Source organism: Avibacterium sp. 20-132 (genome assembly GCF_023611925.1).
Classification (GTDB): Bacteria; Pseudomonadota; Gammaproteobacteria; order Enterobacterales; family Pasteurellaceae; genus Avibacterium.
In genome coordinates this window covers 782,307-809,014 of sequence record NZ_CP091456.1, presented here as the reverse complement: position 1 = coordinate 809,014, position 26,708 = coordinate 782,307, and the positions used below count along the sequence as shown (strand labels likewise).

25 protein-coding genes are annotated in these 26,708 nt (G+C 41.0%); 16 read left to right on the top strand and 9 right to left on the bottom strand.

The features are described from left to right. Nucleotides 1-68: 68 nt before the first annotated feature. Both glmU and L4F93_RS03770 read left to right on the top strand, forming a co-directional pair. Nucleotides 69-1,439: a bifunctional UDP-N-acetylglucosamine diphosphorylase/glucosamine-1-phosphate N-acetyltransferase GlmU gene (gene glmU, locus L4F93_RS03775; protein WP_250351190.1), complete on the top strand. Its 1,371-nt coding sequence runs from the start codon at nt 69-71 to the stop codon at nt 1,437-1,439. 926 nt (nt 1,440-2,365) lie between these two features. After that, the gene (locus tag L4F93_RS03770; protein WP_250351189.1) at nt 2,366-3,256 is read left to right on the top strand and encodes a mechanosensitive ion channel family protein; all 891 of its coding nucleotides are present in this window, start codon (nt 2,366-2,368) and stop codon (nt 3,254-3,256) included. 84 nt (nt 3,257-3,340) lie between these two features. Here L4F93_RS03770 and L4F93_RS03765 read toward each other — a convergent pair whose 3' ends face one another. The 5 genes from L4F93_RS03765 to murJ form a co-directional block, all read right to left on the bottom strand. Beyond that, nucleotides 3,341-3,733 (bottom strand): pyrimidine dimer DNA glycosylase/endonuclease V, encoded by a 393-nt coding sequence (locus tag L4F93_RS03765; protein ID WP_250351188.1) that lies wholly within the window; start codon nt 3,731-3,733, stop codon nt 3,341-3,343. 13 nt (nt 3,734-3,746) lie between these two features. Beyond that, nucleotides 3,747-5,294: an exopolyphosphatase gene (gene ppx / locus L4F93_RS03760; RefSeq protein WP_250351187.1), complete on the bottom strand. Its 1,548-nt coding sequence runs from the start codon at nt 5,292-5,294 to the stop codon at nt 3,747-3,749. 9 nt (nt 5,295-5,303) lie between these two features. Continuing rightward, nucleotides 5,304-9,299: an autotransporter assembly complex protein TamB gene (gene tamB / locus L4F93_RS03755; protein WP_250351186.1), complete on the bottom strand. Its 3,996-nt coding sequence runs from the start codon at nt 9,297-9,299 to the stop codon at nt 5,304-5,306. 9 nt (nt 9,300-9,308) lie between these two features. Beyond that, nucleotides 9,309-11,072 (bottom strand): autotransporter assembly complex protein TamA, encoded by a 1,764-nt coding sequence (gene tamA / locus L4F93_RS03750; protein WP_250351185.1) that lies wholly within the window; start codon nt 11,070-11,072, stop codon nt 9,309-9,311. Nucleotides 11,073-11,186: 114 nt separating this feature from the next. Next, nucleotides 11,187-12,758: a murein biosynthesis integral membrane protein MurJ gene (gene murJ / locus L4F93_RS03745; protein WP_250351184.1), complete on the bottom strand. Its 1,572-nt coding sequence runs from the start codon at nt 12,756-12,758 to the stop codon at nt 11,187-11,189. Between the two features lie 272 nt (nt 12,759-13,030). Here murJ and rpsT point away from each other — a divergent pair, with 272 nt between their 5' ends. Continuing rightward, complete coding sequence (rpsT, locus tag L4F93_RS03740; protein ID WP_250351183.1) at nt 13,031-13,294, top strand: 30S ribosomal protein S20; 264 nt, start codon at nt 13,031-13,033, stop codon at nt 13,292-13,294. Between the two features lie 55 nt (nt 13,295-13,349). Here the strand turns inward: rpsT and L4F93_RS03735 are convergent, their stop codons facing one another. Then, nucleotides 13,350-14,036 (bottom strand): YtjB family periplasmic protein, encoded by a 687-nt coding sequence (locus L4F93_RS03735; protein WP_250351182.1) that lies wholly within the window; start codon nt 14,034-14,036, stop codon nt 13,350-13,352. A 113-nt stretch (nt 14,037-14,149) separates the two neighbouring features. Between L4F93_RS03735 and serB the strand changes: the two genes are divergently transcribed. From serB to def, 3 genes are all read left to right on the top strand, one after another. Next, the gene (gene serB / locus L4F93_RS03730; protein ID WP_250351181.1) at nt 14,150-15,109 is read left to right on the top strand and encodes a phosphoserine phosphatase; all 960 of its coding nucleotides are present in this window, start codon (nt 14,150-14,152) and stop codon (nt 15,107-15,109) included. 2 nt (nt 15,110-15,111) lie between these two features. Next, nucleotides 15,112-15,603 carry a YajQ family cyclic di-GMP-binding protein gene (locus L4F93_RS03725; RefSeq protein ID WP_250351617.1) on the top strand — a complete coding sequence of 164 codons (492 nt, stop codon included), beginning with the start codon at nt 15,112-15,114 and terminating at the stop codon, nt 15,601-15,603. A 144-nt stretch (nt 15,604-15,747) separates the two neighbouring features. Next, a complete protein-coding gene (gene def / locus L4F93_RS03720) occupies nt 15,748-16,257 on the top strand; it encodes a peptide deformylase (RefSeq protein ID WP_250351180.1) in 510 nt (169 codons plus the stop codon). A gap of 71 nt (nt 16,258-16,328) precedes the next feature. Here def and fabR read toward each other — a convergent pair whose 3' ends face one another. Further along, nucleotides 16,329-16,949, bottom strand: a complete 621-nt coding sequence (gene fabR, locus L4F93_RS03715) for an HTH-type transcriptional repressor FabR (RefSeq protein ID WP_250351179.1) — start codon at nt 16,947-16,949, stop codon at nt 16,329-16,331. Between the two features lie 9 nt (nt 16,950-16,958). Continuing rightward, a complete protein-coding gene (gene oxyR / locus L4F93_RS03710) occupies nt 16,959-17,858 on the bottom strand; it encodes a DNA-binding transcriptional regulator OxyR (RefSeq protein ID WP_250351178.1) in 900 nt (299 codons plus the stop codon). A gap of 136 nt (nt 17,859-17,994) precedes the next feature. Here oxyR and L4F93_RS03705 point away from each other — a divergent pair, with 136 nt between their 5' ends. Then, the gene (locus L4F93_RS03705; RefSeq protein WP_395896620.1) at nt 17,995-18,729 is read left to right on the top strand and encodes a glutathione peroxidase; all 735 of its coding nucleotides are present in this window, start codon (nt 17,995-17,997) and stop codon (nt 18,727-18,729) included. A gap of 79 nt (nt 18,730-18,808) precedes the next feature. On the opposite strand, the gene L4F93_RS03700 is transcribed toward L4F93_RS03705, so the two are convergent. Further along, entirely contained in the window at nt 18,809-19,030 is a 222-nt protein-coding gene (locus L4F93_RS03700) for a SlyX family protein (protein WP_250351177.1), read from the bottom strand. 86 nt (nt 19,031-19,116) lie between these two features. On the opposite strand from L4F93_RS03700, the gene L4F93_RS03695 reads away from it, so the two are divergent. The 9 genes from L4F93_RS03695 to tuf all read left to right on the top strand — a co-directional run bounded on the left by L4F93_RS03695 (nt 19,117) and on the right by tuf (nt 26,225). Beyond that, nucleotides 19,117-19,821, top strand: a complete 705-nt coding sequence (locus L4F93_RS03695; protein WP_250351176.1) for an FKBP-type peptidyl-prolyl cis-trans isomerase — start codon at nt 19,117-19,119, stop codon at nt 19,819-19,821. 72 nt (nt 19,822-19,893) lie between these two features. Further along, nucleotides 19,894-20,559, top strand: a complete 666-nt coding sequence (locus L4F93_RS03690) for a helix-turn-helix transcriptional regulator (RefSeq protein WP_250351175.1) — start codon at nt 19,894-19,896, stop codon at nt 20,557-20,559. Further along, nucleotides 20,559-20,939 (top strand): sulfurtransferase complex subunit TusD, encoded by a 381-nt coding sequence (tusD, locus tag L4F93_RS03685; RefSeq protein ID WP_250351174.1) that lies wholly within the window; start codon nt 20,559-20,561, stop codon nt 20,937-20,939. Before L4F93_RS03690 ends, tusD begins: the two co-directional genes overlap by 1 nt. Beyond that, nucleotides 20,936-21,298 (top strand): sulfurtransferase complex subunit TusC, encoded by a 363-nt coding sequence (gene tusC, locus L4F93_RS03680; protein WP_250351173.1) that lies wholly within the window; start codon nt 20,936-20,938, stop codon nt 21,296-21,298. Before tusD ends, tusC begins: the two co-directional genes overlap by 4 nt. Before the next feature lie 35 nt (nt 21,299-21,333). Next, the gene (locus L4F93_RS03675) at nt 21,334-21,636 is read left to right on the top strand and encodes a DsrH/TusB family sulfur relay protein (RefSeq protein ID WP_250351172.1); all 303 of its coding nucleotides are present in this window, start codon (nt 21,334-21,336) and stop codon (nt 21,634-21,636) included. Nucleotides 21,637-21,794: 158 nt separating this feature from the next. Next, a complete protein-coding gene (gene rpsL, locus L4F93_RS03670) occupies nt 21,795-22,169 on the top strand; it encodes a 30S ribosomal protein S12 (RefSeq protein WP_013745731.1) in 375 nt (124 codons plus the stop codon). 128 nt (nt 22,170-22,297) lie between these two features. Further along, nucleotides 22,298-22,768, top strand: a complete 471-nt coding sequence (rpsG, locus tag L4F93_RS03665) for a 30S ribosomal protein S7 (protein ID WP_103853509.1) — start codon at nt 22,298-22,300, stop codon at nt 22,766-22,768. A gap of 105 nt (nt 22,769-22,873) precedes the next feature. Further along, a complete protein-coding gene (fusA, locus tag L4F93_RS03660) occupies nt 22,874-24,976 on the top strand; it encodes an elongation factor G (protein ID WP_250351171.1) in 2,103 nt (700 codons plus the stop codon). Between the two features lie 64 nt (nt 24,977-25,040). Then, entirely contained in the window at nt 25,041-26,225 is a 1,185-nt protein-coding gene (gene tuf / locus L4F93_RS03655) for an elongation factor Tu (RefSeq protein ID WP_046097610.1), read from the top strand. The last annotated feature ends 483 nt before the right edge of the window (nt 26,226-26,708 follow it).

The following is a 26,708-nucleotide window of genomic DNA, read 5'->3' as shown; positions in this document are numbered from 1 at the left end:
TGAATTGGCGATATTCTATTATAAAATAGCGCAGATTTTTATCTTAAACCGACAGAACAAGGATTTTTATGAACAAGTTAAGTGTAGTGATTTTGGCAGCGGGCAAAGGCACAAGAATGTATTCCGACTTGCCAAAAGTGTTGCATAAAGTCGCGGGTAAGCCAATGGTGAAACACGTTATTGATACCGCGAAACAGCTCAATGCCGATAATATTCATTTAATTTATGGCCACGGCGCAGAATTATTACAACAACACCTTGCCGATGAAAATGTAAACTGGGTGCTACAACCTGTGCAACTTGGCACAGGACACGCAATGCAACAAGCCGCGCCTTTTTTCGCCGATGATGAAAATATCGTAATGCTTTATGGCGATGCGCCACTTATTACGGCGGAAACATTGCAAAAATTGATTGCAGCGAAACCAGCAAATGGCATTGCCTTATTAACCGCGCATTTAGAAGATCCAACTGGCTATGGGCGAATTATTCGTCAAGCTGGGAATGTGGTCGCCATTGTAGAACAAAAAGATGCCAGCCCAGAACAGTTGGCGATTCAAGAAGTGAATACGGGGGTAATGGTCTCCAGTGGTGCAAGTTTCAGAAAATGGCTAGCAAAATTGGATAATAACAATGCTCAAGGCGAATATTATATGACCGATGTGATTAAATTTGCTAACCAAGACGGCTGTAAAGTGGCGGCAGTGCAAGCGGAAGATTTAATGGAAGTAGAAGGTGCGAATAACCGCTTACAACTGGCTGAGCTTGAGCGGTATTATCAACGTAAACAAGCAGAAAAATTATTGCTTGCTGGGGTAAGTTTGCGTGATCTAAACCGTTTTGATTTGCGTGGTGAAATCACCCACGGTAAAGATGTGGAAATTGACGTGAATGTGATTATCGAAGGTGTCGTAACATTGGGTAATCGTGTAAAAATCGGCGCGGGTTGTGTAATTAAAAACTGCGTGATTGGCGATGATGTGGAAATCAAGCCTTACTCGGTATTTGAAGATGCAGTCATTGGGGAAAGCGCGCAAATTGGACCTTTCTCAAGAATTCGTCCCGGTACAAAACTTGCCGCACAAACCCATATCGGCAACTTTGTTGAAGTGAAAAAATCACACATTGGCAAAGGCTCTAAAGTGAACCACTTGAGCTATATTGGCGATAGCGAAATTGGCGCAAATTGTAATATCGGAGCAGGGACGATCACTTGTAATTATGATGGTGTGAATAAATTCAAAACCGTGATTGGTGATGAGGTGTTTGTCGGTTCAGACAGCCAACTTGTTGCTCCCGTTACTATCGCGAAAGGGGCAACCATTGGCGCTGGCACAACGGTAACCAAAGATATTGCGGAAAATGAACTGGTGATCTCACGCGTTCCACAGCGTAATATTCAAGGGTGGAAGCGCCCAGAAAAACTTGCCAAAAAATAACTGGTTTACTTCGTTGCTTATTACGATGATTTTTTAGTCAAAAGCGATTTTCTCACTGCACTTTATCCTGTAGGAGCGAACCGATGTGTTCGCCCGAAGCCAAGGAACTAATCGTGGGAAAACCGTCAAAATTTCTACCGCACTTTTGTTTTTGACAGAATAAAGTGCGATGAAAAAAGAGATGTTTAAACGGGCGGATACACAGGTCCGCCCCTACGAGATATGATTTAAATAAGTTATTTTAGGCTTTTTGTCGATAAACAGAGACAATTATCGCGGTGAAAAATAGCGATTTTCTCACCGCACTTTATCCTGTAGGGGCGAACCGATGTGTTCGCCCGAAGCCAAGGAACTAATCGTGGGAAAACCGTCAAAATTTCTACCGCACTTTTGTTTTTGACAAAATAAAGTGAGATGAAAAAAGAGATTTTTAAACGGGCGGACACATAGGTCCGCCCCTACGAGATATGATTTAAATACGTCATTTTAGGCTTTTTGTCGATAAACAGAAAAATTATCGCGGCGAAAAATAGCGATTTTCTCACCGCACTTTACCCAGTAGGAGCGAACCGATGTGTTCGCCCGAAGCCAAGGAATTAATCGCGGAAAAATCGTCAAAATTTCCACCGCACTTTTGTTTTTGACAAAATAAAGCGCGATGAAAAAAGAGATGTTTAAACGGGCGGACACACAGGTCCGCCCCTACGAGATATGATTTAAATAGGTTATTTTAGGGTTTTGTCGATAAACAGAGACAATTATCGCGGTGAAAAAAAAGCGAAAGTGAACGGAACATCTCGTCAATCTTTTTGACTAAATAGCGATGCCGTTATGCAACGTTCATCAACAATAAGTAATGATGCCCTGCGATAAAGTGCGGTGCATTTTATCGCTGTTTTTATTTTTAATGATCGAAAGGAAAGTTTATGACAACTGAAAATGCTCAAGCCGCAGAAAATACGGTGGATATTCAAGCGCAAACCTCAGCGTTAATTGATAAAGTTCATTCAATGGATATGAACACGCTCTTGAATGATTATGTGATCCCTTATGGTACAAAAATTTTGCTTGCCATTGCGATCTATGTGATTGGTAAAAGTATCGCTCGCTTGCTCAGCCGCTTGCTTGGTAAAGCCGTATTGCATTCTACTAAAGACGAAATGTTACACAGCTTTGTCTCATCAATCAGCTATTTTTTATTCCTCTTAATGGTGATTATCGCCGCACTTTCACAGCTTGGTATCAACACCACATCCCTTGTTGCATTAATTGGCGCAGCAGGTTTGGCGATTGGTTTAGCCTTACAAAATTCCCTCCAAAACTTTGCCGCTGGGGTAATGATTTTAATCTTCAAACCTTTCCGCAAAGGGGATTTAATTGAAACGGGTGGCGTTTTAGGTTCAGTGGAGCAGATTGGTTTATTAGTGCTTGAACTGCGTACCGCAGACAACAAAACGGTGTTAATTCCAAATGGTAAAGTGTTTGGGGATAGCATTACCAACTATTCTAGCAACAGCACACGCCGCATTGATTTTATTTTCGATATTGCCTACAAATCCAATATTGAGCAAGCAAAAGCCATTGTGGCAAACATCTTGGCGCAAGACCCACGCGTGTTGAAAGATCCTGAGCCAACCATTGCCGTGGGCGCGTTAGCCGCAAACAGTGTACAACTGGTCGTTCGCCCTTGGGTAAACACGGCGGATTACTGGGCAGTGCATTTTGATGTCACGGAAAAAGTCAAACTTGCGTTTGATGAGGCGGGTATCGAAATTCCATTCCCGCAAATGAATATTCACTTACCTGAAAAATGCTGAATTGAAGGTTGAACAGAAGTAATCTTCTTATAAAAGAAAAAACGTATTTGGCTTTTGCTCAAATACGTTTTTTTATATCCATTTTTAACATTCCACATTTTTTAATGATGTAAACCTCGGTACTTTTGGCATTCTTAATTGAATACGTTCGCGGTTGATTTTTAGCGCCTGTTCTGTGGGCTGATAATCTTGCCATAGGCTAGGATCTTGGGGTAAATCCGCCGACCAAAAATATTGTACGTTAAAACCACGCGCTTGGCATTCTTGGTGTAATAAGTCATAACGTTTTTTTAGAAAGGCGAGCTTATTGAAGAAAAATCGAACGTGTCCTTCACCTAATTTGTAGTCTGCTGGTTGCCCTGTGAGGTTGTATTTCCCTTTTGCAACCGCGTTGGGAATACGTGTGAGTTCACGATGCTCAGCAAGCAAGTGCTGATCACAAAGTTCTTGTGGTGGGACAACATTGATCCTTGTCATTGTTTCTCCTTACTTATGAAAAAGTTAAGCTCAAATCAATCTCTTTTAATAATTTGTTTTCAGCGATGAGATCATTTCGTACTAATGGATTTTGTGCTAAATAATTTGTGTCAAATTGGATTGTCCATTGGGCTAAAGTGCGGTTAATTTTGAGCGAATTTTTTTCACTTAATACCGTAGCTTGGCGGGATTTATTGAGCAAAATCGCTAAACGCAATAAGCGCACAAGGGCGAGGATATCTTGCTCGGCATAACGAGAAAATTTAGTGAAATCCGTTCGTTTGATGTTGTTGATTTGATAGCGTACTAAGGTGGTGAGCAAGCGTTGTTGCTCTTTATCAAAGCCGGGTAGTTCCATATTTTGTAGAATGTAGGCAGAGTGCTTTTGCAAGCCTTTATGATTAATGACAATGCCCACTTCGTGTAGTCGCGCCGCCCAAAGTAGAATATCCACCATTTCTTCTTGTAATGTACTGTTTTGCCAAGCGCGGTATTGCTCCGCAAGCTGTTTGGCACATTGATAGACCCGTTCAGATTGTGCCACATCAAGGTTAAATTGTTCTGCAAGGGCAAGGGCGGTGCGCTGGCGGATATTACTTACTTGGAAATTTTTTTCTAGGCTATACATCACGCCTTCACGTAATGCTCCGTCGGAATAACGCATTTGCTCAATACCGAATACTTCAAATACCGCCGTGATAATGGCAAGTCCCGGTACGAAAACGTCTGCACGATCTTCATTTAAACCGTCTAAATGTAGATCGTCAAAATGGGCGACTTGCAAGACTTTCTCGCTGAGCTGGGCTAAACGCTGGGCGGTGATAATCCCGTTGGGGTCAAGATTTGCACTAATGACTTGATAGACGGTTTTAATCGTTCCTGATGATCCTAGAACCGATTGCCAACCTAATTTGCGATATTCAAAAGCCAAATCTTCAATTTTATTCACCGCACTTTGTTTTGCGCGCTGAAAGTTTTCGGCAGAGATTTGTCCTTGAGGGAAGAATTTTTTGGCAAAGCTCACACAACCCATATGACGACTTTCTGCAATCAGTGGATGAAAATCATCGCCGATAATCATTTCTGTTGAGCCACCACCAATATCTACGACAAATTTTCGCCCTGTTTCTGGTTGTGTGTGAGAAACGCCAGCATAAATGGTTTTCGCTTCCATTTGTCCTGTGATAATGTTAATTGGGTAAGGAAAAACCTGCTCGGCTTGGCGTAAAAATTCTGCATTATTGACGGCGGTACGTAGGGTGAATGTTCCCACCACATTGACATTTTCAGCCTTAAAACCTTGTAGCCGTTCAGCAAAGAGAGCAAGACAATTGACCCCACGTTGAATCGCCTCTTGGCTTAAGTGATTATTTTCATCTAGCCCTTCAGCAAGTTGAACTTTTTGTTTGAGGCGTGAAAGCACTTGGATTGAGCCATTAATAATGCGGGCGATAATCATATGAAAGCTGTTTGAACCCAAATCAATGGCTGCGATTTCCCGTGCTTCGCCACGCTGATGTAAATAATCAGAGGCTTTGGTTAGAAGGTTTTCGTTATTCATAAAATTGCCCTAAAATTCAAAATGATAAAGTAGATCAAAGGCTTGATTTACCCCTGAAACAGATTGTAAATAAAGCTGTGGTAACAATTTGTAGCGTACCGTAAATTCGGCTAGGCCGTCAAATAAGCCCACACCGTATTTAAGCTGTAGGCGTGGGGTAATGTTGCCGCTGACAGTCACTTTTGAACTATCGCCCACCCCTTGCGTGCCTAGACTGAGGTTTTGAACGCCAAAGGCCTCACCAATTCCGCCAACCAATTTTCCACTTTTCGCTAAGCCCATACCAAGTAATGCCGCCCCGATCGAACCACCCGAACCGGCCTCTCCACTATTTTCTAGTGAACGCCCTGTTAGTAAGTAAGAAAGGGCTTCATCTTGTGAACTTGCAGGATCAGAAAACACGGTAACTTGTGGCGCTGTCGCTAAGCCGATCACTTTTACCCCAGCGGTAATGTTGCTATTTTCCATCGCCGTTGGATTGCGAATCGCCTCAATATTTAACATCGGCTGGGAGGGCAAGCCAGAAAAACTAATTTGTCCTTTACGGATTAATAAATCTTGCCCATAGGCGGCATAGCGTCCATTTTTAAGATAAATTTGCCCGAATAACCCCAATTTTCCTTTATCTTGTTTAACTGAAAGCAAGCCGTTTAAGCTCGTGTTTAAGCCGTAAGCGTTGAGGGTAACATCATTACCAATACTAATTTTCAGATCAGAACGAATCTCCATACCGCTTTTCGTACGTGCTTTAATTTCACCGTTTTTTAGCCCCACTTTGGTTTTATCAGGGCCGTCTAAAATCACTTCATCGCTACTCACCGTAACGGCGCTGTCTGGTAATTGTTCAATGGCAATTCTTGCCCAAGGAATATCGACTGTACCAGAAATATCCAGCAATTTTGGATTGGCGTTGAGTTCTACATTTGGGCTAATTTTTAATTTTGCCATTGATGGAATATTCACATTAAAGCGATCCGCTTTCGCCTGCACGTGGGTGTTCCAATGATCTATATCCTTCCAATCGGCGTTGCCCGTAATGTCTAAACGGCTTTCGGGACTTTCCACATAGCCTTGTAACGTCGAACGATTGCCGGCAAAACGCATAGATAAATTGCCATCTTTAATAGTAAATGGCAGAGATTTCATCGTTGCAGTGAGATGGTTTACATCAAAATTACCGTGAATCAGTGGGCTATTAAGATTGCCACCGAAGGTTAAGTTGGCTTCAATTTCACCCTTTACCTTTTCACCACTGGAAAGCAGTTGATTGGCTAAATTGAGGTTTAAACGATGAATACTCAAGCTTCCTCCTAAGGTACGAGATTTGGCTAAATCTTGTAATTTTAGGTTGCTGGTCACTCGCCCCTGCTCCGCTAAATCAATGGCGGAATCTAAATTCAGGTTGTTGTTTTCCATTTGTGCGTTAATATCCACTTTCGGAATGGCAAGGTTAAAGGTGCGATAATCAATTTTCTGCGCCACAGATAAATGATTGCCTGTTACTTGCACATTCAGCTTGAGTGGTTTATCACTAAACCACGCCACCGATCCCTGACTTTGTAATTGTCCTTTGATTTGCGTTTGGTTTTGTTCTTTATCTAATAATTTGTTGATTAGTGCTAAATCTAATTTACGCACTTGGAATGGCACCTCACCGTTTTTTCCAGCGGTGAAAGTTTGTGGAAAACACAGTTCAACATCACTGTTTAACCAACAATGTGAGGAAACAGTAGCTGTAATGTTATTTTGATTATAATTTACAGTAATCCCTTGATTTGTCTGCCATTTTCCAACAGGTGATTGAATATCTACACCGCTAATTTGTCCTTTCCAGTTTTGTGAAGTGCGGTCGAAATTTCCCACAATTTTTAGATTGGCTGCCACGGGTTTGCCTTGTGATTGCAGTTGTAGTTGGTGATTTTTTTCATCGCCCGATAACGCAAGGGTTGCTTGGTTAATGGCTACATCAGCATATTTCAAGCCTGCGACATTGGCATTTAACTCACCGCTAATGATTTGATGTGAGCGAATATCCCCTTTAATCGCGAATTTATTCAGCTGTAATTGTTGGAAGCGAATATTGTTACCTGTTAAATCCACGCTTAAATTTGGCTCGCGAATATCCCCTTTTAATTTGGCATAACCAAATAAGGTGGCAGAAAGTTCAGGCAATAAACCACGTAAATTTGGTGCGTGAATATCAAGGGATAAATCGGATTGTTGGCTAATTTCCCCTTGCATTGCAATGCGGTTTTCACCGTAATTAAGTAACAGATTTGGCACACTTAACCATTTGGTGCTATCCGCACTCAGTTTCCCTTTTAGGCTTAATGGCTGGCGTGAAAGCGTACCGTTAATCGTTAAATCTGGTACTTGAATAGCCCAATTTTGCCCGTCAATTTGTCCTTGTGAGCTGAAATTGCCTGACAACAACGCTGGCATTGATGGTAAATATGGGGTGAGATTTAATTGTGAAAAATCCACCGCACTTTGCCATTGCACGCCTTTTTGCCAGTTTACTTCACAGCTTAGATGAGCATTACCTTGTAAGGCATTAAGTTCAAATTGCTCAATGCTTACCTGCCAAAGTTTACCGTGAAGTTGGCTTGTCAGCTGTGTTTTTGGCACGCCCATTCCTGAAACTTCAGCGTTAAGTTGAGCGTGGTAAGCAAGCAAATCTCCGTTGAGATTAAGCATAACATTTTGTACTTTGAGTGGATCTTTTTCTTTTTTATCAAAAGGATACTGTAAGTTTTTACTCGTTAATTTGAGATCAAAAGGTGTTTTTTCTTGGTTAAGGGCCACATTCCCCACCAGCTCTGCATTAATATCCCCTTTGCTTTGCAAATGAAGTTGCGTTTGCCCACGCAATTTTCCAGAAAGTTGCACGTTGAGATCCGCTTGTGGGATTGTTAATGGTGCATAGCCTTTCAGTTGGCTGTTAAGTTGAAAATTAAGAGGAAAATCCTCGTCCAGTTGCATTGTACCTTGCCCCTCTAGCGTTCCTACTGAGCTTGTGATATTCAGGCTCTGCAGTTGAATTTGATCGCCTGTGGCATCGGCTTTTATTTGTAACGAAGGGACATCAATCTGTTGTGTATCAGTGGATGTGGCTTCATTTTTCGCCGTGTTATTTTGGCGGTTAAAATGGGGTTGATATTGCCAGTTTTTACCTTGAATATCCGTAATATGCAAATCGAAAGGCAGTTCAATTTTGCTTAAATTGGCAAGCAATGCGGGGGTGAGTGTCTGTTCTAGCTGTTGCCAATCAATGGCTTGCGTCGTTGGCTTGGTTGATTTTATCGCGGTTTTTTCTGCGTTTTTTTCTTTTTCTGATAAGGCGTAAGTTTGCACTAACAAATCATTAATGTGTGTTGGTGCAAGGGTAAAACCGCTTTCATTATTTAGGCTAAGTGCGGTGGAAAAATGAGCTAAATTGATTTGTGTTTGATCGATATTTAACGCTAAATCCTGCACTTGCACATTATCTACTTGTATTGCCACAGGGAGGTGGATTTTTTTCATTGGGCTAGGATTGTTATCCTTTTCTTCTGAAGGCGGAAGCCGTGAGGTATCAATCTGAATTTTCGGTTGTTGAATGGTGAGATCATTCAGGCAAATTTTGGCTTTTAACAAGCAAGCTAAATCCAGTTGCAGATGGGCTTGTTGAACTTGAGTATCGACGCCCTCTGACTGAAATTTCACATTATGCAGGGTGAGTCCATTTTGCAATCCGCCTTCTATTTGCGCAATAGAAAGGCTATCCATAAGTTTATCAACAAGCTGAATAAGACCGCGCTGACCTTGGCTAGTCGCAAGAGTGGCAAGCAAGACAAAAATGGGCAAAAAAATCACCGCACTTAGGCATAGCAACATTCGCCATAGGGAACGTTTTTTCTTTGGTGAAGGGGATTGTTCCGTCTGATTTTCTCCGCTTTGCTGTTCAGCAGTTTGATGTTGTGTTTCTTGGCTGGACGGTATGGTTTGTTGCGTTTCTTTTGTCATTTTTTCTGCCTATAATTCTGAACCTAACCCAATGTAAAATTGCACATTTTTACTTTTGTCTTTATCCCGAATGGGCGTGGCAATATCCAATTTTACTGCGCCAATCGGTGATGCCCAACGTACCCCGATGCCTGCGCCATAACGTAATTCATTAACGGAGTACGTATTTGCTGCAAGCCCTGTATCCGCAAAGGTGGCGAGCCACCAGTTTTCATAAACTTGGTATTGATATTCCAAACTTCCAGCCATAAGGTGAGTTCCCCCTATAAGCTGTCCATCAGAATTTTTAGGTGAGATTTTTTTATAGCCGTAACCACGCACACTGCGATCGCCCCCGGCAAAAAAACGAAGTGCGGGGGGAATTTTCTCAATATTTTTGGTGTGCAACCAACCAATTTCACCTCGTAAAACAAATCGATGATTATCGGCAAAGGTACGAATCCAAGCGCTAGACGCCTGAATTTTTAAGAAATTTGCATCAGAAAGCCATAATTTACGTCCTAAATCCACCGTCAAACGCTGTGCATCGCCCCAAGTGGGGAATAATCCTCCTTTTAAGCGTGTTCGGCTGATTGAGCCTGTTGGGTAAACCAGCCACGTTCTATCAGAATGATCGGCTTGGGTAAAAGAATCATAACGTACACGCAATCCTAGTGCGTGTTGCCAGCCAGAAACGCGATTCCAATAACGTAATGCGGCAAAGGTGCCTGACGATGTTTCGGTATCATTTGTTTTTTCACGTTCATAACCGGTGGAAAATTCATAATAATAACGTAGGGGATTTTTTAACAATGGCATTTTATATACCGCTTCCACCGTTTGTTTCGGCGCAGAAGCATACAGATTAAAACGGAAGCTATGCCCACGACTGTTGATCCAAGGTTTGGTCCAGCCCCATTGGAAACGAGGTCCTACATCAGTGGAATAACCGATACCGAGATCCATCGCATTTTTTTTGCGTGGCGTGAGTAACACATCCACATCAACGATTTTGTTTTTTTCATCAAGGTGAGGTTGCACTAACACGGAGCTAAACCAGTTAGTCGAGGTATAATCATTGGTAAAGTTTGAGAGATCATTAATTAAATAAGGTTGCCCCTCTTTAATTTCCATCATATTACGCAAATAATCTTCGCGAATTTGTGAGCGTTCAAAGGTAAACTTGCCGAAGCGGTAGCGTTCGCCACTATCAAAAATAATCTTCCACCAGCCTTGATAGGTGGAAGGGCGAACTAAAAGCTGGGAAACGTCAAAATCTGCATCAAAATAGCCTCGGGCTAAGGCTAATTGTTGTAATTCACTTTTGTAATCTTCGTATTTGGAGTGATAAAGCAATTCACCAAGTTTGGGTAATTTTTTATTCAATGCTTGAAAAGTGTCATCTTCCTTTGCTTGTCCCAAGATTTGAATATCCATTCCTGTCAGCAAAACAGGTTTACCTGCATTGACATCGGCGATGAGTACAGGGCGTTTTCCCCCTTTCGCAGGTTGCAAGGTGAAATCAATATTAATGTTGTAATAGCCGTAAACGCGCAAGGCTTTTTTGATCGCTTCGCTTACGATATATTGATAGCGTTCTGAACCATCGGCTTCTTCAGGATCGATCATCTTGGTGTAAATATCCACATTCTCAATGGCTTTTACCCCTTTTACACCAATGACTTTGAGATCGACAGTATGCTCAGCGTAAACATTTAGACTGGTTAAAACACAAGTCGCCAGCAAACTCAGCACACTGAGTGAATGGCGTTTTTTCTGCTGTAATAATTTCATAATGTTCCCCAATAATCTTGTGCTAGTTTACGTTTTCGCAATGTGCTTCGCAAATATTCAACGCTAAAGTGCGGTATTTTTTAGTGAAATTTTTTGTTATTTTGATAATACTGTCTATGAATGTACTAAATGGCGTTTGCGGATGCCTAAAAGTAGCAAAGCACCGCCATAAATCAGTGCGGCGAGTGCGATGAGCCACACTAGCCAGTGAATACGCTGAAGCAATGCCATTTGTTGCCACTGAATTAAACTTGGGCAATAGTGCCAAATGACAGCCCCCATTATTAGCCCAGCGGTAAAAACTTTGACAAAAAACACCGCACTTTGTTTACTAAAGTGATACACATTGGCTTGCGCCAGACCACGGTAGAGTAAATAGGCATTTAAGGTAGCAGACATTGCCGATGCAATGGCAAGGCCAACATAACTAAATGGAATCGCAAGCAGGTTGAATGCCATATTGCTCACCATCGCAATAATACCGATTTTCACCGGCGTTTTGGTATCTTGACGGGCATAATAGCCATTGGCCAGAATTTTGATTAGCATAAAACTGAGTAACCCCATATTAAATGCCCATAAAGAATAAGACGCGGCTTGCACATCAGAAAATAAAAATTCACCGCGCATAAAGAGAACGAGTAACATTGGTTGGGCAAGTACTCCGATACCAATCATTGCTGGCACGCCAAGCAATAAAATCATTCGCACTCCCCAATCCATCGTGTTACGGAAATCCAGCGCACTTTTTTCTGCATTATCTGTACGATTAACGTGGTGGCGCGCGAGTGTTGGCAAAATCACAGTAGAAATCGCAATACCAAATAATCCAAGAGGAAATTCGAGCAAGCGATCGGAATAATAAAGCCAGCTGATGGATCCTGTCATCAAGAAACTGGCGATAAAGGTATCAAGCAATAAATTGATTTGACTGACGGAAACCCCGAATAAGGCTGGGAGCATCAGTGTGCGGATTTTTTTTACCCCTTCATCATTCCACGCCCATTTCGGTTTTACTAATAATCCCGCTTGTTTTAAAAAAGGCAACTGAAATAAAAACTGCAACAAACCACCCATAAAGATCCCAATGGCAAGCGCAAGATCTGGGCTGGCAGTGTGCGGTGCGAGGAAAAGGGCGGCGCAAATCATTGCAATATTAAGTAACACGGGCGAAAATGCCATTACACCAAATTTACCTAGCGTGTTTAAAATTGCCCCCGACAAGGCAACAAAGGTAATAAACCATAAATAAGGAAAGGTAATTTTGAGTAACAGCGAGGCTTGCTCAAATTTCACCCCATTTACCCCATCATTCAACCAATCAATAAACCAGCCCGTGCCGAAAATGGCGGCAACTACAGGAGAGAAAACCATCGCAAAGGCGGTAACAAGGGTGACTAAGCCCCCTAATGTTCCCGATACTTTACTGATAAATTGTTGCGTTTTATTGAGATCACCTGTTTTTTGGTATTCTGCTAAGACAGGGACAAATGCTTGGGAAAATGCCCCTTCAGCAAATAAACGGCGTAAAAAATTAGGGATACGGTTGGCGAAAAGAAACACATCAGCACTTAAACCCGCCCCAATAATGTGGGCGATAATCACATCTCGTACCAGTCCAAGCACGCGAGATAATAAAGTCATTGTACTGACGATAATGCCAGATTTTAATAATCGTTTACTCAAAATTGCTTTCTCATCAAGAAAAATTTGGCTTAATTGTATAGAAATTTCGTTTTTAAGCTATATTCTAGGCAAAAAAACTGATAAAATTCGCCCACATCGTTTCGGTGGGCTAATTTCAAGCCAAATTTTTAGCGAACGATGCAAATTTTTCGGTTGTGTCTCACCGAGCCTCAGACAGTATTTAATAAATTGTTTTATTGACAATTGTATAGAGAAAAGGCATAGTTCACGCCTTTATTTGTAAATTCAACAGAAATTTTAGGAGTTTGACCTTGGCTAATATCAAGTCAGCTAAAAAACGCGCGATTCAATCAGAAAAACGTCGCCAACACAATGCAAGCCAACGCTCTATGATGCGTACTTACATTAAGAAAGTATATGCTGCAGTTGCTGCAGGTGAAAAAGCGGCTGCACAAGCGGCTTTCTTAGAAATGCAAAAAGTTGTGGACCGTATGGCATCTAAAGGCTTAATCCACAAAAATAAAGCAGCAAATCACAAATCTAAATTATCTGCTCAAATTAAAAAATTAGCATAATTTAAGATTAAAAAATTTAGCAAAATCAAACCGCACTTTTAAAAGTGCGGTTTTTTTATGCTTTATTTTTAAATCGTCTGCGTTTGCGATGATAGGTTAAACGGTTTGTTGGAGAGGATGGCTTTTTAACTGGTTGTGAAAGCTCAAGTTGTTTGCGTTTCACTCGGCGATAACGGCTTAAAAAATAATGAATGGAACTGGCAAATAGCACGCCAGTGAGAAACACAATAATGATCTCACCGTAAAGACGGTTAAAAATCAGGTTGATTTTGCTTTGTGTCGTTTGTCCATATTTATTATTGAAGGTAACACGCAAAAAACCTTCTACCCCCTCAGAAGAATAAATCGGTTCAACAATTTGCTGATTGATGATTTCTTTTGCTACGGGCTGATCAAGCCCTAATTGCAGACGTAACAATGAAGCATTGGAACTCTGCGCTAACAGCTCGCCCCGCTGAGAATAAACCGAGGCGTCAAGGATAAAATCTTCTTTCACAAAATTATCCAAGTTTTCGGTTAGTTGTTCTGATTTTGCATTATTGAGCAAGAGCATTGAAAATAAATTCGCTTGCTGACGCACTAATAAATGGGAAAGATTGGTGACTTGGTTAATACTGGCTAATTGTGATCCTAGCTTAAATTGCTGCACGCCGAATAAAATCACGCCCATTATGCCAAGGCAAAATAAGATGATGATAAAAATCATCGCAATTTTTAGTGCTTTTTCTTTAATAAGTTGCACGTTATTTTCCCCAAGATTTCACAAAATAAGCTAGAATAAGGCGTTATTTTAGTCTATTTATGATTGCACGACACAATAAATCGTAAAAATGCCGATAATTTACAGGATTTTCTATGCAAACACAAAATCTCAGTCAATTACAACAACACTATCCTCACTTACCTTGCCCGTGGCAAAGGGAACAACCTGCTTCCACAGGACAAGATTATTTTATGCTTTATGGTGAAACGTTAAGTCTTGCCAAGTTACAGCAATTCCAACAAAAGTGCGGTGAAAATTTTACCATTTTTGACTATTGGCTCGAAGGGCATTATCTTGCAGTGCTATTACAAGGTTATTGGCAATCACAATGGCAAGCCTACGCACAGCAATTAGAGGTGGATATTGCATTACTCAATTTTTCTGCCCGCTTGCAGAAAAAAGGCTTATTAGTGATGGATATGGATTCCACCGCCATTCAAATTGAGTGTATTGATGAAATTGCGAAATTGGCTGGCACAGGTGAGCTGGTGTCTGAAATCACCGAGCAAGCAATGCGTGGTGAATTAGATTTCGAGCAAAGCTTGCGTCGCCGTGTCGCTACATTAAAAGGGGCGAAGGAAACAATTTTGCAACAAGTGCGAGAGAAATTACCACTCACCTCAGGTTTACGCGAAACCATTCAAGGTTTGCAAAAATATGGTTGGCGAACGGCAATTGCCTCAGGCGGCTTCACTTATTTTGCCGATTATTTAAAAGCCGAATTAGGGCTTGATGCAGCAGTGTCCAATCAATTTGAGATTGTGGACGGAATTTTAACCGGTGAAGTACAAGGTCGCGTAGTGGATGCGCAATATAAAGCGGAAACCTTACGTCAATTAGCCGAACAATATGGCGTGCCAATGGAAAACACGGTTGCTATTGGTGATGGCGCAAATGATTTACCAATGATGAATGTCGCAAATTTAGGGGTGGCATTCCACGCTAAACCGAAAGTGCAACAACAAGCACAAATTGTGGTAAACTTTGCCGACTTAACCGCACTGTTATGTATTTTAGGTGCGAATGACCGAATAACGAAAAACGAGGAGTAATGATGCCTTCATTTGATATTGTCTCTGAATTAGACGCACACGAAGTGCGTAATGCGGTAGAAAATGCCAACCGTGATTTAGCAAACCGTTGGGATTTCCGCAATGTGCCTTCTTCTATCGAATTAAACGAAAAAAATGAAACCATTAAAGTCGCAAGTGAATCGGATTTCCAAGTGGAGCAATTGGTGGATATTTTGCGTAATGCCTGTATTAAGCGTGGCATTGATTCTGCATCATTGGCTATTCCTACTGAATATGAGCATAGCGGAAAAACCTTCAGTAAAGAAATTAAGCTGAAACAAGGGATCGAAACGGAGATGGCGAAAAAGCTCACTAAGTTGATCAAAGAATCTAAGCTCAAAGTACAAACTCAAATTCAAGGAGAGCAAGTGCGTGTCACAGGAAAATCTCGTGATGACTTGCAAGCAGTGATTCAATTAGTGAAAAATGCCGAACTAGGGCAACCTTTCCAATTTAATAACTTCCGTGATTAAAAGGAAGATCATATTCGCGCAATGCCGCATATTTATGCGGCGCTTTTATTGGGTGAAAAACGCAATGTGCGGTTGTTTTTATTGGCGTTTTAGCGGAAAGCCGTTAAACTATGCCGACAGTTTTAGCAAAGGAATAATGAATTTATGGCATTACTTGATGTATTGATTTACCCCGATGAGCGCCTTAAAACCGTCGCGCAACCGGTGGAAACATTTGACCAAGAATTACACCAATTGATTGAGAATATGTTTGAAACAATGTATCACGAACAAGGGATCGGCTTAGCGGCAACCCAAGTTGATGTACACCGTCGTTTGATTGTGATCGACATTGAAGGCACGAAAGAAAATCAAATTGTGTTAATTAACCCTGAAATTATCGAAAGTTCTGGCGAAACAGGCATTGAAGAAGGTTGTTTGTCTTTACCGGGAATGAATGGTTTTGTGCCACGTAAAGAAAAACTTACAGTACGCGCATTAGACAAAAATGGTAAAGATTTTTTACTTAATGCCGATGGCTTATTGGCGATCTGTATCCAGCACGAAATTGATCATTTAAATGGTATTGTTTTTGCTGATTATCTTTCTCCGCTTAAGCGTCAGCGTATGAAAGACAAACTGACCAAGCTGAAAAAACAGTTGCAAAAAGCCTAACTGTTAATAAAAGAAAACCTGCGATTAAGCAGGTTTTTTGTTGGAAAAATTGACTCAAAAAGCACCGCACTTTATTTGATGGGCTTTTCCTTTTGGGCTGCGTAGGCGGCACCTTTAGCCAGCATTCGCAGTTGTAAGATCACCCGTTCTTTGAGCAACTCACGCTCTTCCTTATTCATATCCAACGCATTTGCGCCCGCAGTAAATACCAGCGTAACAATGCCTTCTGCTTGGATATACGCAATGTGGCGTGAATAGCCATTACGTTCGGCGATATATTCTGCCAGTTCATCAATAAAATGTTTAATCTCGCGTGCTGCCGCTGTGCGGAAAGCGTGCGAAGTACCAGAGCTTTCACGCAATAAAAGACGGAAAACGTTAGAGCTGTGCGTGATAAATTCAAAGAAAGTATTGACCGAAATCACAATAACGCTACCACCATTTTCTAGCCGTTTGCGTGCTTGGCGCATTAATTGGCGGAGCATTAGACCGGCTTCATCAACCATTTCTAATCCAAGTTCGTCCATATCGCGAAAATGGCGATAAAAAGAGGTGGGGGCAATGCCCGCTTCTCTCGCCACTTCACGCAAGCTCAGATTGGAAAAACTTTTTTCTGCGCTGAGCTGATTAAATGCAGCACTGATTAATGCACGTCTGGTTTTTTCTTTTTGAATTGCACGAACACCTGCCATTTTGCCCTCTTATTTTTGCTGAAGGATTGGGGAAATAATCTGGCTAATGGTGTTTGCCACACGTTCATAACGCATTCTTAGCGGTGAGCCGGGACGATAAATTAATGCCACATTGCGTGAAGGCTCAGGCACACAAGGAAGGTATTTTACCCCAGTGCGGTTCCCTTCGTTTAATACCGCAAGCTCTGGCATTAACGTCATTCCTGCATTGGCAGAAACCATATTGCGTAAGGTTTCGAGGCTGGTGGCTTGGAAATGTGGATTTTCTTTTGCCCCTGCGGTGAAGCAATAGCCCAGCGCTTGATCACGTAAGCAATGACCGTCATCTAACATCAGCATTTCACAACCTTTCAATTTGTCCATTGGGATACTTTTTTCTTTTGCCCAAGCGTGTTCTTGAGAAATGGCAAGCAACATTTTTTCTTTAAATAATGGCACTTCAATAAAGGCTTCCGTTTCTGGCACTGTGGCAAGAATGGCACAGTCTAAACGTCCACTTTCCAGTTGTTCTAACAGCTGGTGAGTTTGTGCTTCATATAAAAATAGCTCTAAATCAGGAAAGGCTTGTTTCAGCGCTGGCATAATGTAAGGTAAAAGATAAGGTCCAAGAGTTGGAATCATTCCAATATGCAATGGCCCAGTCATTTCTTTGCCTTGATTGCTTGCCATTTCTTTTAGCACTTTGACTTCGCGTAATACGGTGCGTGCTTGTTCTACAAGAAGTAAACCCGATTGAGTAAATAATACTTTACGGCTAGTACGTTCTAATAAAATAATGCCCAGTTCATCTTCCAACTTGCGGATTTGTCCGCTTAAGGTTGGTTGGCTAACGTGGCAAGCATCGGCAGCACGACGAAAATGTTTATGTTCGGCGAGTGCGACTAAATATTCTAAATCACGGATATTCATATTTTCCTCAGCTTTCCTCACCATAGAAAGGAACAATTAAAAGGATAGGTATTAATCGTTTGTAACTATATCACGATTTTCACTATAATTCACCCCGTCAATAAGAAATCATTACTTTAATCGCAATAGGAGAAAGATGATGACAGCAACAATGGAAGGAAAAAAAGTTCCTCAAGTAACATTCCATACCCGTCAAGGTGATCAATGGGTTGATATCACCACCTCAGAATTATTTGATAACAAAACGGTCGTGTTATTTTCATTACCGGGCGCATTTACCCCAACTTGTTCATCAACACACTTACCACGTTATAACGAATTAGCTTGTGAATTCAAAGCCTTAGGTGTGGACGATATTATCTGTTTATCCGTAAACGATACCTTCGTAATGAACGCGTGGAAAGCGGATCAAGAAGCAGAAAACATCACCGTAATTCCAGATGGTAACGGTGAATTTACTGAAGGTATGGGGATGCTTGTTGATAAAGATGACCTTGGTTTTGGTAAACGTTCTTGGCGTTATTCAATGCTTGTGCGTAATGGCGTGGTGGAAAAAATGTTTATTGAGCCAAATGAACCGGGTGATCCGTTCAAAGTCTCTGATGCCGATACAATGATCAAATATTTAAAACCTGATTGGCAAGCAAAACCTTCGGTATCAATCTTCACTAAACCGGGTTGCCCATTCTGTGCGAAAGCAAAAGGGTTATTAAAAGTGAAAGGTTACACCTTTGAAGAAATCGTGTTAGGCCGTGATGCAAGTACCATTTCTGTGCGTGCTATTACAGGTAAAACAAGCGTACCACAAGTCTTCATCGGTGGAGAATATATTGGCGGTAGCGACGATCTAGAAAACTATTTCGCAAAATAAATATTAATCCCATAGCATAAATTAGAAACTTCCTATAAAAACCTTTGGCTAATCCTTGTGATTAGCCTTTTTTCTATGTTTAATAATGAGGTGGCGGCGTTTCTTCTGCTTGACTCGCAATATTGGAAGGTTGCAAATCTTTTAACTTCGCCGCCAAATGACGTAGCTGTAACTGCATTTTCTCAAGTATAAATTGTTGTTCCACTAAGGCTTGGTTTAATTCCTCAATAGCCTGTTCCTGAAATGCCACTTTTGTTTCTAATTCGGCAATTTGTTTTGCGTGTTCAAGTTGAATTTGCATAAATAATCCTTAAATAATGGTTGTTAAATTGTGCAATACAATTTAACCTATCAAAAATTCCGATTCATTATAAAGGATGATAAACAATGTTAAAAATTCAAAAATTCTCTCTTATCACCCTCGCATTAAGTGCGGTGGTTTCTAGCTCCGTTTTTGCTGATCAAGCAACGGATAAAAATTTCAATGATGAAGCTTCCTATGTGGTGGGTTATGCCACAGGAAAACAATTCCTTGAGACCTTAATTAATGATCAAAAAGATGTGATCAATTATGACAAAACCCGTGTATTACAAGGGGTAAAAGATGCTTTAGACGGAAAAGGCGATTTCACCGAACAACAGGTTCAAGAAAAATTAAAAGCGATTGGCGACAAAGTCTATGAAGCACGTCAAGCAAAAGTGAACGCTGAAAATGAGAAATTTACCGCTGAATTTATGAAAAAAGAGGGCGCGAAAAAAACTGCTTCTGGCTTAATGTATCGCATTGAAAAAGCAGGCGAAGGGGCGGCGATCAAACCTGAAGATAAAGTGAAAGTACATTACACAGGAAAATTAGCAGATGGCACGGTATTTGACAGTTCGGTTGAACGTGGTCAGCCAGCAGAATTCAAATTAAATCAAGTCATTAAGGGCTGGACGGAAGGGCTTCAACTCGTGAAAAAAGGCGGTAAAATTGATTTATTAATTCCTGCTGACTTAGCTTATGGTAAACAAGGCGCAGGTTCAATTCCACCAAATGCAACGTTATATTTTAAGGTTGAAGTATTAGACGTAATCCCTGAGAAAAAATAATCAAAAACGACCGCACTTTATTTCTTAAAAGCAAAGTGCGGTCGATTTTTCCATCATTTTGAGAAAAAACCAATGCTAACAGATAGACGCCCTTTTACGGATGAAGATCGTGCTATTTTAACCTCTTATGTCGCAGTAGTAGATGGTGTGAGTGCATTAATCGGCAGTCATTGTGAAATTGTGCTACATTCTCTTGAAGACTTTGAGCATTCTGCCATTTGCATTGCTAACGGGCATAATACCCATCGTCGAGTTGGCTCGCCCATTACGGATTTTGCGTTGAAATCGCTCAAAACAATGCAAACGGAGAATGTTTCCAAGCCCTATTTTACCCGCGCAAAGGGTAACGCATTGATGAAATCAGTGACCATTGCGATTCGTAATCGTGAAAAACGGATCATCGGTTTATTATGCATCAATATCAATTTAGATGTCCCCGTGAACCAATTTATTCAAGCATTAATGCCCCCTGCGGAACAACATTCTGCTTCAGAAGTGAATTTTGCCAGTTCTGTTGAGGAATTAGTTAGCCAAACCATCGAACAAACGGTAGAAGAAATTAGCACCGATCCCCAAGTTGCGAATAACAATAAAAATCGTCAAATTGTCCTTTCTTTATATGAAAAAGGCATTTTTGATATAAAAGATGCAATTAATTTAGTGGCGGAACGCTTAGATATTTCTCGTCATACCGTGTATTTGTATATTCGCCAAATTAAACAAGATGAGCTTAAATAATGCGTTATGTCATCGCCGTAAAACAGCCTATTTATGGTTCACAAGGTGCATTTCTTGCCTACCAACTTGCCCAAGCCTTGATTGAAAAAGGGCATCAAATCAGCCAAGTGTTTTTTATGCAAAATGGCGTAAGCAACGGCAACGGTTTTGTCTATCCCGCTAATGACGAATTTAATTTACAACAACATTGGCAAACCCTGAGCAAACAGCATAATATTCCTTTGCATCTTTGCATTGCCGCTTCACAACGCCGAGGTATTGTGGACGCATTAAGCAGCAAAGATAAACAACAAAATAATTTAGCAGAAAACTTTGTGTTAGCCGGACTCGGCGAATTTAGCCAAGCTTTATTGCAAGCAGATCGAGTGATAACCCTATGATTAAACTGGCTTTTGTATTTACCCAACCGCCTTACGGCACAGCAACAAGCCGAGAAGGTTTAGATGCCCTACTTGCCGCCACAGCTTTTTGTGATGAAAGTGAAATTGCCGTATTTTTCTTAGATGACGGGATTTTTAATTTAATTGCTTATCAAAAAAGCGAAGAAATTTTACAAAAAAACGTGAGCCAGCCTTTTAAATTGCTCGATTTATACGATATTGAACAGCGTTATCTGTGCCAACAATCGGTGCAAGCCTTACAGCTTGAAAAAACAAATTGGTTGATCGATTGCGAAATACTGCCCCGTGCCGTGTTGATGGAAAAATTACAACAGGCAGAAAAAGTGCTGACATTTTAACCTGTTTCGTTTCATTCTTTTTTCAGGAAATCATTATGCTTTATACCTTCGCCAAAGCGGATTACGACAGCCAAACCCTCGCCCGTTATTTTGCTCATTTCACCAAAAAAGATTGCCTTGTATTGTGGCAAGACGGCGTACTTCTTCCCCTCAAACACCCTGAACTTTTCGCGCAATTAAGCCAGCCTTATTATGTGCTAGAAAACGACATTCACGCCAGAAATTTACAAAAAATCGCACCGCACTTTGTAAATAACGATGAAAATAAAGTGCGGTTAATTTCTTTGCAGAATTTAGTGGAACTCACTGAGCAATATTTCCCACAGGTGGGATTGTAGGCAACTTAATGATCAGGTGGGAGGCTTCACCCTTTGCTTGTTCTATGACTTGACATTCTTACTCTCTAAGATTAAAATTCGGCGTCTATCTATTCTAAGGTAGAACAAAAAGTAAACATTCTTCTATGAATAACAATTAATAAACTGGAGCTTTTTTAATGGCAACTATCAACCAATTAGTACGCAAACCGCGTGTGAAAAAGGTTGTAAAAAGCAACGTTCCTGCATTAGAGGCTTGCCCGCAGAAACGTGGCGTGTGTACTCGTGTGTACACAACTACACCTAAAAAACCGAACTCAGCATTACGTAAAGTGTGCCGTATTCGTTTAACAAATGGTTACGAAGTAACTTCTTATATCGGCGGTGAAGGTCATAACCTTCAAGAGCACAGCGTTGTGCTTATCCGTGGCGGTCGTGTTAAAGATTTACCGGGTGTGCGTTATCACACTGTACGCGGTGCATTAGACTGTGCTGGCGTAAAAGATCGTAAACAAGGTCGTTCTAAATACGGCGTTAAACGTCCTAAAGCTTAATGGTTCTCCGTTAAGTAAGGCCAAACGCGAATTAAATTAAATAAATTATCATAAACTCCAGTAAACGTAAGATCTCTTACACAAAGAGTTTTGGATAATCCTGAAGATAAAAAAACGGAGAAATTGCAATGCCACGTCGTCGTCGTATTGAACCACGCAAAATTCTTCCAGATCCAAAGTTCGGATCAGAATTACTTGCGAAATTTATTAATGTATTAATGGTAGATGGTAAAAAATCTATCGCAGAATCTATCGTTTATGGTGCGTTAGAGACTTTAGCGCAACGTACAGGCAAAGAAGCGTTAGAAGCATTTGAAATCGCACTAGAAAACGTACGCCCAACGGTTGAGGTTAAATCTCGCCGTGTTGGTGGTTCTACTTATCAAGTGCCAGTTGAAGTGCGCCCAGCACGTCGTAACGCATTAGGTATGCGTTGGATCGTTGAGGCAGCACGTAAACGTGGTGATAAATCAATGGCTTTACGTTTAGCAAATGAATTATCTGATGCATCAGAAAACAAAGGCGCAGCAGTGAAAAAACGTGAAGACGTTCACCGTATGGCTGAAGCTAACAAAGCGTTTGCACATTACCGTTGGTAATCTGTTAATCAAACGATTTTTAGGCTTCATCACATTTTGCTATGCGGTGAAGCCTTATCCATATTTAAAATTTTAATTTATTGAATTCCAAACAAGGAAATAATAATGGCTCGTGTAACTCCTATTGAGCGCTATCGTAACATCGGTATTAGTGCTCACATTGATGCTGGTAAAACAACAACCACAGAGCGTATTCTATTCTATACAGGCGTTAGTCACAAAATTGGTGAGGTGCATGATGGTGCTGCAACCATGGACTGGATGGAACAAGAACAAGAGCGTGGTATTACCATTACTTCTGCGGCAACAACCGCTTTCTGGTCTGGTATGTCTCAGCAATACCCACAACACCGTATCAACGTGATTGATACTCCGGGACACGTTGACTTTACTATCGAAGTAGAACGTTCAATGCGTGTTCTGGATGGTGCAGTAATGGTTTACTGTGCAGTAGGTGGTGTTCAACCTCAGTCTGAAACTGTATGGCGTCAAGCAAACAAATATAAAGTACCTCGTATTGCGTTCGTAAACAAAATGGACCGTACTGGTGCAAACTTCCTGCGTGTTGTTGAACAAATCAAAACACGTTTAGGTGGTAATGCTGTTCCTTTACAACTTCCGATTGGTGCAGAAGAAAACTTCAAAGGTGTTGTTGATCTTCTTAAAATGAAGGCAATCAACTGGAATGAAGCAGATCAAGGTATGACCTTTACCTATGATGATATTCCAGCAGATATGGTTGAATTATGTGAAGAATGGCACCAAAATCTTGTTGAAGCAGCGGCAGAAGCTTCAGAAGAGTTAATGGAAAAATACCTTGGTGGTGAAGATTTAACTGAAGAAGAAATTAAAGGTGCATTACGTCAACGTGCCTTGGCTACGGAAATCATTCTTGTAACCTGTGGTTCTGCGTTCAAAAACAAAGGTGTACAAGCAATGCTTGATGCGGTAATTGATTACTTACCAGCACCAACAGACATCGCTGCAATCAAAGGGATCAATCCTGATGAAACTGAAGGTGAGCGTCACGCCGATGATAATGAACCATTCTCAGCATTAGCATTTAAAATCGCAACTGACCCATTTGTGGGTAACTTAACTTTCTTCCGTGTATATTCTGGTGTGGTTGAGTCTGGTGCGACAGTATTGAACTCAGTGAAAGAAAAACGTGAGCGTTTTGGTCGTATCGTTCAAATGCACGCAAATAAACGTGAAGAAATCAAAGAAGTTCGTGCGGGTGATATCGCTGCTGCTATCGGTCTGAAAGATGTAGGTACAGGTGATACATTATGTGCAGTTGATGCACCGATCATTCTTGAACGTATGGAATTCCCAGAGCCAGTAATCTCTGTTGCAGTAGAACCGAAAACGAAAGCAGACCAAGAGAAAATGGGCTTAGCATTAGGACGTCTTGCACAAGAAGACCCTTCATTCCGTGTTCACACTGATGAAGAATCAGGCGAAACCATCATTTCTGGTATGGGTGAGTTACACTTAGATATCATCGTTGACCGTATGAAACGTGAGTTCAAAGTGGAAGCTAATATTGGTAAACCACAAGTATCTTACCGCGAAACTATTCGTACACGCGTAAATGATGTTGAAGGGAAACACGCAAAACAATCTGGTGGTCGCGGTCAATATGGTCACGTTGTTATCGACTTATACCCATTAGATCCTGAAGGTCCGGGTTATGAATTTGTCAACGAAATCAAAGGTGGTGTAATTCCGGGTGAATATATCCCTGCGGTTGATAAAGGTATCCAAGAACAACTTAAATCTGGTCCATTAGCGGGTTATCCAGTAGTTGATTTAGGTGTGCGTTTACATTTCGGTTCATACCACGATGTAGACTCATCTGAATTAGCATTTAAACTGGCGGCATCTATTGCATTTAAAGCAGCATTTAACAAAGCGAACCCAGTATTACTTGAGCCAATTATGAAAGTGGAAGTGGAAACGCCACCTGAATATGTGGGTGATGTAATTGGTGACTTAAGCCGTCGTCGTGCAATGGTAAACGGTCAAGAAGCAAGCGAATTTGTTGTTAAAATCAATGCAGAAGTTCCACTTTCTGAAATGTTTGGTTATGCAACGGATCTTCGTTCACAAACTCAAGGTCGTGCATCATACTCAATGGAACCATTGAAATATGCTGAAGCCCCAGCAAGTGTTGCAGCAGCAGTTATTGAAGCACGTAAAAAATAATTGAATATTAAACACCGTAGTGCAGTAATGTGCTACGGAACTTTACTTAAAGGAAACATTAGCAATGTCTAAAGAAAAATTTGAACGTACAAAACCGCATGTAAACGTGGGTACAATCGGCCACGTTGACCATGGTAAAACAACTTTAACAGCAGCGATCACAACCGTATTAGCAAAACACTACGGTGGTGCGGCACGCGCATTTGACCAAATTGATAACGCGCCAGAAGAAAAAGCGCGTGGTATCACCATCAACACCTCACACGTTGAATACGATACCCCAACTCGTCACTACGCACACGTTGACTGCCCGGGACACGCGGACTATGTAAAAAATATGATTACAGGTGCAGCGCAAATGGACGGTGCAATCTTAGTAGTAGCAGCAACAGATGGTCCAATGCCACAAACTCGTGAACACATCTTATTAGGTCGCCAAGTAGGTGTACCATACATCATCGTATTCTTAAATAAATGCGATATGGTAGATGACGAAGAGTTATTAGAATTAGTTGAAATGGAAGTACGTGAACTTCTTTCTCAATATGACTTCCCGGGTGATGATACCCCAATCGTACGTGGTTCAGCATTAAAAGCGTTAGAAGGTGATGCACAATGGGAAGAAAAAATCCTTGAGTTAGCAAATCACTTAGATACTTACATCCCAGAGCCAGAGCGCGCGATTGACCAACCGTTCTTATTACCAATCGAAGATGTATTCTCAATCTCAGGTCGTGGTACCGTAGTAACAGGCCGTGTAGAGCGTGGTATCATCCGCACAGGTGATGAAGTAGAAATCGTTGGTATCAAAGAAACAGCGAAAACAACTGTAACTGGTGTAGAAATGTTCCGTAAATTACTTGACGAAGGTCGTGCAGGTGAAAACATCGGTGCATTATTACGTGGTACAAAACGTGAAGAAATCGAACGTGGTCAAGTATTGGCGAAACCAGGTTCAATCACGCCACACACCGACTTTGAATCAGAAGTTTACGTATTATCAAAAGAAGAAGGTGGACGTCATACGCCATTCTTCAAAGGTTACCGTCCACAATTCTATTTCCGTACCACTGACGTAACAGGAACAATTGAGTTACCAGAAGGCGTAGAAATGGTAATGCCAGGCGATAACATCAAAATGACAGTAAGCTTAATTCACCCAATCGCAATGGATCAAGGTTTACGCTTTGCGATCCGTGAAGGTGGCCGTACAGTAGGTGCGGGTGTTGTAGCGAAAATCATCAAATAATGATTATTGCTAGGTAACACTAGAAAGCTATCAGAAAATCGAAAGAGGGCATCGAAAGATGCCCTTTTGTTTTTTACTGCTAATTTAAAAATGTTGCGCAAACTGAGTTGATTGGGCAAATGAAAAACTTCACGAAAAAGCACCGCACTTTGATTTTAAGAATTGTTGATTAATTTGCTAAATTGGGTCAGGCTATCTCTTTGTTACTTCTAGAAATAGAGTGGTTACTATTCCTTTATTATTCGTATGCTTTACATCTAATAATTATTTGCTTATTAACTTAAAAGCAAAAATTTACTGGAAAGGCACCGCACTTTAGATGATGAAAGATGTGATCTCTTCGTTGAAATGATAGGGAATGATTAATTTCTTTTTTGTAAGAAATCGTTAAATTTTCTATGATTTTTGATAGGCAACAAAATAAGAAAATGCTACAATTGCGCGTTCAGAACAGCATCCCGATTTTATTGAATAATGGATACA

What these genes read in the sequence shown, in the direction of transcription:
- glmU (WP_250351190.1), top strand. Translation starts at nt 69, where the DNA reads ATGAACAAGTTAAGTGTAGTGATTTTGGCAGCGGGCAAAGGCACAAGA.
- L4F93_RS03770 (WP_250351189.1), top strand. Translation starts at nt 2,366, where the DNA reads ATGACAACTGAAAATGCTCAAGCCGCAGAAAATACGGTGGATATTCAA.
- L4F93_RS03765 (WP_250351188.1), bottom strand. Translation starts at nt 3,733, where the DNA reads ATGACAAGGATCAATGTTGTCCCACCACAAGAACTTTGTGATCAGCAC.
- ppx (WP_250351187.1), bottom strand. Translation starts at nt 5,294, where the DNA reads ATGAATAACGAAAACCTTCTAACCAAAGCCTCTGATTATTTACATCAG.
- tamB (WP_250351186.1), bottom strand. Translation starts at nt 9,299, where the DNA reads ATGACAAAAGAAACGCAACAAACCATACCGTCCAGCCAAGAAACACAA.
- tamA (WP_250351185.1), bottom strand. Translation starts at nt 11,072, where the DNA reads ATGAAATTATTACAGCAGAAAAAACGCCATTCACTCAGTGTGCTGAGT.
- serB (WP_250351181.1), top strand. Translation starts at nt 14,150, where the DNA reads ATGCAAACACAAAATCTCAGTCAATTACAACAACACTATCCTCACTTA.
- L4F93_RS03725 (WP_250351617.1), top strand. Translation starts at nt 15,112, where the DNA reads ATGCCTTCATTTGATATTGTCTCTGAATTAGACGCACACGAAGTGCGT.
- def (WP_250351180.1), top strand. Translation starts at nt 15,748, where the DNA reads ATGGCATTACTTGATGTATTGATTTACCCCGATGAGCGCCTTAAAACC.
- fabR (WP_250351179.1), bottom strand. Translation starts at nt 16,949, where the DNA reads ATGGCAGGTGTTCGTGCAATTCAAAAAGAAAAAACCAGACGTGCATTA.
- oxyR (WP_250351178.1), bottom strand. Translation starts at nt 17,858, where the DNA reads ATGAATATCCGTGATTTAGAATATTTAGTCGCACTCGCCGAACATAAA.
- L4F93_RS03705 (WP_395896620.1), top strand. Translation starts at nt 17,995, where the DNA reads ATGATGACAGCAACAATGGAAGGAAAAAAAGTTCCTCAAGTAACATTC.
- L4F93_RS03700 (WP_250351177.1), bottom strand. Translation starts at nt 19,030, where the DNA reads ATGCAAATTCAACTTGAACACGCAAAACAAATTGCCGAATTAGAAACA.
- L4F93_RS03695 (WP_250351176.1), top strand. Translation starts at nt 19,117, where the DNA reads ATGTTAAAAATTCAAAAATTCTCTCTTATCACCCTCGCATTAAGTGCG.
- L4F93_RS03690 (WP_250351175.1), top strand. Translation starts at nt 19,894, where the DNA reads ATGCTAACAGATAGACGCCCTTTTACGGATGAAGATCGTGCTATTTTA.
- tusD (WP_250351174.1), top strand. Translation starts at nt 20,559, where the DNA reads ATGCGTTATGTCATCGCCGTAAAACAGCCTATTTATGGTTCACAAGGT.
- tusC (WP_250351173.1), top strand. Translation starts at nt 20,936, where the DNA reads ATGATTAAACTGGCTTTTGTATTTACCCAACCGCCTTACGGCACAGCA.
- L4F93_RS03675 (WP_250351172.1), top strand. Translation starts at nt 21,334, where the DNA reads ATGCTTTATACCTTCGCCAAAGCGGATTACGACAGCCAAACCCTCGCC.
- rpsL (WP_013745731.1), top strand. Translation starts at nt 21,795, where the DNA reads ATGGCAACTATCAACCAATTAGTACGCAAACCGCGTGTGAAAAAGGTT.
- rpsG (WP_103853509.1), top strand. Translation starts at nt 22,298, where the DNA reads ATGCCACGTCGTCGTCGTATTGAACCACGCAAAATTCTTCCAGATCCA.
- fusA (WP_250351171.1), top strand. Translation starts at nt 22,874, where the DNA reads ATGGCTCGTGTAACTCCTATTGAGCGCTATCGTAACATCGGTATTAGT.
- tuf (WP_046097610.1), top strand. Translation starts at nt 25,041, where the DNA reads ATGTCTAAAGAAAAATTTGAACGTACAAAACCGCATGTAAACGTGGGT.